The following is a 7,376-nucleotide window of genomic DNA, read 5'->3' on the forward strand; positions in this document are numbered from 1 at the left end:
GGGGGGGGGTATAATACAAACTGTATACTTATGCCACTTTTGAAAACACAACATCAGATGATGATACAACGAATGTGGAGAACAAAAGACAAATTTGACGAGGTGCTGAATGGCTTATACGGTAAAAAAATTATTAGAATCAAATCAATTTCCTGATATGAAATTAGTAGCAGGTGAGAAAAGCCTGAATCAGGAAATTAAAGGAATACAAATTATTGAAATAGAAGATATGGAGAGGTGTCTGAGTGGAGGAGAACTTCTTCTTACAAGTATGAAGGTTTACTTTGGAGAGACAGCGAGAGTATTTCGTAAGCATTTGGAGAAACTGGAAAAGAAACAAATCAGTGGGTTTATTATAAAAAGACATCCTGAGATAGTGCAGAAAGTAGATTATTATACCATTCTATTAAAGTTCTGTTCGGAACGAGAGATTCCAGTGATAGAAATCCCGGAAATTGAATATTATTGGGGGATTATAAAATATGTTATATTACAGATCTATGATGAAAATATCGCATGGCTAATTTACTTCAAGTTGACACACGACAATATATCCAACATATTATTGAATGGAAAGAACTTTGAAGACACAATGAAAAGCATTTTGTTTCTGTTGTCTTCAATGATAGGAAATCCGGTAGCATTGTATTACAGTAACTTAACTTGCTGTGCGTCTACAACGCAGGACTTATCAGATTTTGTATTTGAGAAAAATGTTGAGAAATATAAACCGAATATCATTACCAGATTTGAATATCAAAAACAGACAAAAGAGCATACGCAATATATTACAACAATAAATGTGTTAGGTCGTGCCGAAGTTTATCTGGTAGTAACGGAAATGAATATGCCATTAACGGTACTGGACTATATGGCATTGGAAAACGCTGTTCTTACTTTAAAGTATAGTTTTATGGAATCATATGCTCAAAACGAGATAGACAAAAAATATCAACGAGATGTTGGATATAGCTTACTGAATGGTTTGCTAACAGGTGATGAACTAAATAAAGCTGCTCATATGTTAAAGTTAAAAGAGGCTGCTCAATATTGTGTGGTCAGCTTTCATACGATTTCAAACAATAGCGAAGATTATTATACGAAAGAAGAATTAGAAGAAATTGGAGTGATAGAAGGGGAGATTCAGAGATTACTTCCGGATGAACATATTTATCGGAATCGGAATCAGATTGTGTGTATTCATGAAATTAAGCCTGGGGAAACACAAGCTGGATTCCGGGAAGAAATGGAAAAATTGTATGATACGATACAAAAGCAGATCATTCACAGAAATAAGACAACGGATTTTCAGATTGGCATTGGAAGTATTGTTAATGGATATGGAGATTTGAAAAAATCTTTTAAGGATTCAAAGAAAATCATAGACTATATGGATATGCTCAGATATCTCTATGGTGATAAGAATATATCGGTAGCCGATTTTTCTAAGCTCGGTTTTTTCCAGATTTTTGAAAAAATCAAAAATCGTGATGAACTGATGGAATATGTGCCAGAGTCACTTGTGAAATTATATTGGTATGATAAAGAACATGATGGAGAACTGATTGAAACGTTGCAGGCGTATCTGGACTGTGATAAGAGTGCGAATAAAGCAGCTGAAAAACTCTATGTAAATTATCGTACTCTTTCAGGGCGATTGAAAAAAATAAAAGATATTTCCGGCATTGATTTCAAGAATTCTGCTGAGATGCTGGCTGTTAGAAATGGAATCGTTTTATTCAAAATGGCAGAAACACTGTAATTCAAAGAGAAACTATATCTCTATGGTATGGTTTCTTTTTTTTGCGAAAAATCGATAACTACAAATTTTTTGTAGCAAAACGTGAAAATATCTTCCTATTCTCTGTATTATTTTTGCAAAAAACAAGTGCTATACTTTAACCAGTACATAAAAGGATACCTTGATTATCTAAGTTGATATGAAGCAGGAATGAAACATGAAAAAGAAACAGGTTGAGAAAGAACAGAATAATGAGAAACAGCTTCCTAGACAGGAAACAACACTGGGAGAAGATATCTTTCAACTGTTATTGAAGATTGTTCTTATCATTTTGGCAGTCATCCTTGTTTTTACATTTATGTACGGGATGGCGAGAATCAATGACGTATCTATGAAACCAGCAATAAAAGATGGTGATCTGGTCATGTATTATCGACTGGACAAGCGTTTTGTGTCCGGTGATATTGCAGTATTTAAGAAAGATGGCAGAACAACCACAGGCAGGGTCGTAGCAGTCGCAGGTGATACCGTAGATATAACAAAAGACGGTTTGATGATTAACGGCGCTACGCAGATTTCACAGGATATTTATTTTGACACCACACAGTTTCAAAATGGAGTTGACTTTCCAATCACTGTTGGCGAAGGTCAGATATTTGTACTGGGTGATAACAGACCGGAGGCGTCAGACAGCAGAATCTATGGCTGCATCAATATTAAAGACGTCAAAGGAAAAGCAATTGCGGTTATTCGGACCAGAGGACTCTAATCTCCTCCTCCGTTAATCAAATAAAAACAAACAATATTTTATCTACAAGGGAGGAATCATTATGAGCATGAACAAAATGTTCAAAAAAGTGCTCGCAGTTGTTGCTGCTGGTGCCATGACGATGGGAATGGCAATGCCAACATTTGCGGCAGAGGGAGCCACGACAGCAAAGGTAACCGAGGCGTATGTTAGCAAAACGTATAACAGAGAGGTTGGAAAAGCAGAGAAGTTTAGTTTTACTGCAACACAGGTAAAAAAAGGAACCGGAATCATCACAGCGGATGCTGCAGTTACGATTCCAGATATCTCATTTACAGCAGATGAGGCAAAAACAACAAAGCAGAGAGTAAAAGTTAGCTTTCCGGAGTATACACAGGCTGGTCAGTATGAGTACACTGTAACTGAGTCTCAGACAGCAGATCCAGCAGTAGCAGAAAACAGTGAGCATGAAAAATTGATCATGTCAAAGGCTGAGTATACAATGGATGTATATGTTACTGAGAATACAGAGGGCAATTTAGTAATTGATAATATTATCGTCAAAAAAATGAAAGATGATAAAGGCAATGATGCACAGGGTACAAAAGTAACAGATATCGGTGATACAGATACAAACGGATTCAACTTCACCAACACCTATGTACAGGAAGCTGGTACCGGTACAAACCCAACGACCCCAGATCCAGATTACACAAATTATGGATCTTTAAATGTATCTAAGACGATTAGTGTGCCAGAAGGTGTACAAGCAGATGCAAATAAAGAGTTCGATTTCACAGCAACCTTTAAATTTCCAGATGGAACAGATGCAAATGCTCTTGGCGGCGTAAAAGGTAATGGAACAGATATTACACTTAAACAGGATGGTACTTATACATTCAAACTGAAAACAACTGAGAAAATGAAATTCACAGGTGTTCCTGTAGGAACTAAGATCTCTGTAACAGAGTCTGCAACACCGAACTATAAAGGAAGTGCAGCTGTTGTAATTAACGGTGCAGCACAGGATACTGTTACAGCAAGCAAGTATGACGAAGCAATCACAGTATCTGAAAAATCTTTAGGACAGAAGAAAAATACCGTTGACGTAACCAATACATACAACTATGTACCGACAACTGGTATCATCATGAACACTCTTCCATACGTTCTGATGATTGCACTTTGCGGTGTAGCACTGATCGCTTTTGTAGGATTCAAACGCAGAAGATTACAGAAATAATAAAATATAGCAACCAGGAAAGGGGATGTGTGCGGCGTTGCTCCGCCGCATCCCTTTTTGCTAATTTTGCGAGCAAATTGGTCAGATGAACCAGTTTTGATAAATATAAAAGAAACAGAAATGGTGAAAGGAACTTGTACATATGCTTCGGATGAAGAAAGTGCTGAAAGGAATTATCAGAGGATTAGACCATATTGTAAATTTTATAGCATTATCACTGATTCTTGCAGCTATGTTTCTCTCCGGTTATATGCTGTGGGATTCCCATCAGGTATATCAGACGGCAGATGCAAAAAATTATGAAGCATATATTCCTACTGAAAAGAGTACGAAATCTTTTGAAGAATTACAGAAAATCAATCCGGATGTGATTGGATGGATACGAGTGAATGACACAAATATCAATTATCCATTGGTGCAGACGGACAATGATGATACTTATATGAATACAGATGCGGAAGGAAACTATTCCTTAAGCGGAGCAATCTTTTTACATTGTGCAAATAAGCCGGATTTTTCGGATTTTGATAATATTATATATGGCCACCATATGGAAAAACACATGATGTTTGGAGATATCGGTGAATTTACAAAAGAACAGTATTTCAACGAACATCCATATGGAAATTTGTTCTTTGACGGAAAAGATCATGGAATCGAATTCTATGCATTGATGCAGGTAGATGCCTATAATGAAACGATTTTCAATGTGTGTCTGGACACACCAGAAGCGAAACAGGAGTATCTGCAGGAAATCGAGAACAATGTTTTATATAAAAGAGATATGAATATAACGGAAGATGATCATCTGGTTTTGCTGACCACCTGTACATCGGATATGACAAATGGAAGAAATATCCTGGTGGGACGCTTAACAGATCAGATATATCCGGAAAAAGAAAAAGCCAAAAACGTAGGTACAGGAATTGATGAACTGAAAAATGCAGTAGGAAAAGTGCCAGTTATTGTATGGTTTATCCTGATTGTCCTTGTACTGATTCTGATAGCAAGACAGATAGAAAAGAAAAGAAACAAGAAGAAAGAAGGAGAGGGAGAAGCATGAGAACAACACGTTTGACAAAAATAGCCATGGTTATATTCCTGTCCATGATATTCTTTCTGGGTGTTCAAAGACCAGTACTGGCAGCTGACAGAAACACAACAGTGAAAATACCAGTGGAACAGATATTTGAAGTAAACAATTCTGCAGATGCTGACAAAACAGGCTCTTATGTTTTAATAGCAGATCAGATACAAAATCCAATGCCGGAGGGAAGCAATAGAAGAACATTTACCTGGAATATGAGTGGTAATTCTTCTACAGAGCTGATTATGAATGTCGGACAGGCAGGAGAATATCATTACAAGCTGTACCAGGCAACAGAGAATAAAGAAAATTATACATATGATTCAAAAACCTATGATGTAACGATTGAAGGATTCTTTGATTCCAATAATGAACTGATGGCGGTAACAGTGGTCAAAAATGAAAATGGAGATAAAGTATCGAAGGTTTCATTCAAAAACTCGTATACCGGTCAAACTGGTAAAAATCAAAACCCGGTTCCATCTTCCCCAAGATCAAAGGATATTATTCATAATGGTTCGCCGGTAAAGACAGGTGATGATAGTCCGGTTGCAGGCTATTTGTTCTTATTCTTTGGCTCAGTTATCTGCCTTTGCGGATTACTCATGGAGAAGCAGAAGAACAGGAAGGAAGATGCGAAAAATGAGGCATAAGAATTGGAAAACATATTTGAAAATAGCATGTTCCTGGCTTCTAATCTTTTCTGATTCTTCCTTTTTCAATCAATGAGTTTATGTACGGAACAAAGAAAAGAGAGAGAGGTGAGCACCTATGCAGCTTACTAATACAACGGATTATGCAATCAGGATTGTCTGTTATTTGGCAATAAAAAAGCGCAGGGTTACAACGGCAAAATTAGCTTCTGAATTAAAGATTCCGGAGAGCTATATTCCAAAAATCACAAAGCAGTTAAAAAAAGAGAAGATTATTTCAGCTTCTGAAGGTATCAGTGGAGGATATGCCCTTGCCAAAAATCCAGAAAAAATTTCTTTATTTGATGTCATATCATGTATGGAATCAACAATGGCAATCAGTCGCTGTCTTGAAAAGGATGGATTTTGCTCCAGAAACTATACGGATTGCTGTAAAGTACATCAAGTCTTATTGGACTTACAGAACACTTACAATAACCGATTAGAAAATGTGAAAATCTCTGATATTATCAGACCTGGGAAAGATGAATATTTTGGGCGATTTTATATCATTCTGAAAGTTAATTTAGCGGAAAACAGTTATGAATGTATCTATTCTCATAACAGGGGGATTTATGATGATGTAAAAAATGCAGGAACATATGATGATTTTCTGAAAGTATATTGTGAAAAATATGTATGTGAAAAAGATTGTGAAAAACTGCAGGAATTTTTGAAAAGCGATTCGTTGACAGAGCATTTCAAAAAGGGCTGTTCAGAAGAAGATATCGTTTATCAAAGAAGAAGCGAGAAAAACTCAGAGACTTATGTTTGGATGGAAGTAAAAAGATTTGTGGATGAAAATGAGAAAACTGCTGTTATTACATTCCATAATGCAAAAGTTATCCCTAACACAATTGTAAATATGGAACGGGAATTAAGACAAAAAGCACAGGATGAGACAAAACAGTATTGGAAAATGGTTTCGCTTCTGGCTGCAGTGTTGAATCACAATAATCTTATAGAAACAGAACATCAGGATGATATCTGTTTTTATACAAAACAAGTGTATCTTCAACTTCAGAAAAACTATCCGGAGTATGGGATTACAGAGGAAGAAATAGAAAATGTCTCTCATCTGGCTCCAATTCATGATATTGGAAAAATCCGTGTGCCGATAGAGATATTGAACAAAAACGGTAAATTAACAGCTGATGAGATGGGAATTGTAAAGCAGCATCCTCTTACAGGGGCAGAGATGACATTGCGGTTTCCACGAGGAACTACGACAGAAAAACTCAATAAGTATAGCTATGAAATATGCAGATATCACCATGAAAGATATGATGGATCTGGTTACCCGGATGGACTAAAAGGTGATGAAATACCACTTTGTGCTCAGGTAGTAGGCCTTGTGGATGCTTATGATGCATTGGTCAGTGTACGCCCCTATAAAAGAAAATTAAAGCATGAAGAAGCCATAAGAATGATTGCCAACGGTGAATGTGGTGTATTTTCAAAAAAACTATTGCAGTGCTTTATAGCAGCGGCAATGCAGAAGGAATGGATAAAAAAGGCAGATAGTTGAGAAAAGGAAAATATGTTTTTAGGAGGAATTTGTGTGAAGCGGAAAAAGAGATGGCTAAGATGGATAGCCTGGACACTTTTATTGGTTTTGTGCATGAATAGCGCAGGAACGACAGTTTTGGCAGTATCAGTGGAAGAAGAGAATATTCCAAATATAAATAGTACTCAAGAGGGTGAAATGCGCACAGAAGATTTTATTCCGGAGGAAAGTACATCATTGTCGGAAGAGACGTCGAAAGAAGAAAATACTTCGCCATCAGAAGAGACTCCTGGAGAGGAAATCACCCCGCCATTAGAAGAGACTCCTGGAGAGGAAATCACCCCGCCATTAGAAGAGA

The 7,376-nt window shown here is 36.8% G+C and carries 7 protein-coding genes; all 7 read left to right on the top strand.

The features are described from left to right. Positions 1-109: 109 nt before the first annotated feature. Entirely contained in the window at positions 110-1,762 is a 1,653-nt protein-coding gene (locus GPK88_RS14350) for a PucR family transcriptional regulator (RefSeq protein ID WP_215707974.1), read from the top strand. 196 nt (positions 1,763-1,958) lie between these two features. After that, positions 1,959-2,510 carry a signal peptidase I gene (lepB, locus tag GPK88_RS14355; protein WP_055169112.1) on the top strand — a complete coding sequence of 184 codons (552 nt, stop codon included), beginning with the start codon at positions 1,959-1,961 and terminating at the stop codon, positions 2,508-2,510. Positions 2,511-2,571: 61 nt separating this feature from the next. Beyond that, positions 2,572-3,732, top strand: a complete 1,161-nt coding sequence (locus GPK88_RS14360; RefSeq protein WP_215707975.1) for a DUF7601 domain-containing protein — start codon at positions 2,572-2,574, stop codon at positions 3,730-3,732. Between the two features lie 151 nt (positions 3,733-3,883). Then, on the top strand, positions 3,884-4,795 hold the full coding sequence (gene srtB / locus GPK88_RS14365) for a class B sortase (protein ID WP_252197781.1): 912 nt from the start codon (positions 3,884-3,886) through the stop codon (positions 4,793-4,795). Further along, a complete protein-coding gene (locus GPK88_RS14370) occupies positions 4,792-5,472 on the top strand; it encodes a streptococcal pilin isopeptide linkage domain-containing protein (RefSeq protein WP_195583108.1) in 681 nt (226 codons plus the stop codon). The genes srtB and GPK88_RS14370 overlap by 4 nt, the downstream gene beginning before the upstream one ends. A 118-nt stretch (positions 5,473-5,590) precedes the next feature. Then, positions 5,591-7,039, top strand: a complete 1,449-nt coding sequence (locus GPK88_RS14375) for an Rrf2 family transcriptional regulator (protein WP_215707976.1) — start codon at positions 5,591-5,593, stop codon at positions 7,037-7,039. A gap of 33 nt (positions 7,040-7,072) precedes the next feature. Continuing rightward, on the top strand, positions 7,073-7,376 hold a 304-nt coding region (locus GPK88_RS14380), incomplete at its 3' end, for a hypothetical protein (protein WP_330626704.1).

Source organism: Blautia sp. MCC269 (genome assembly GCF_018785655.1).
Taxonomy (GTDB): domain Bacteria; phylum Bacillota; class Clostridia; order Lachnospirales; family Lachnospiraceae; genus Blautia_A.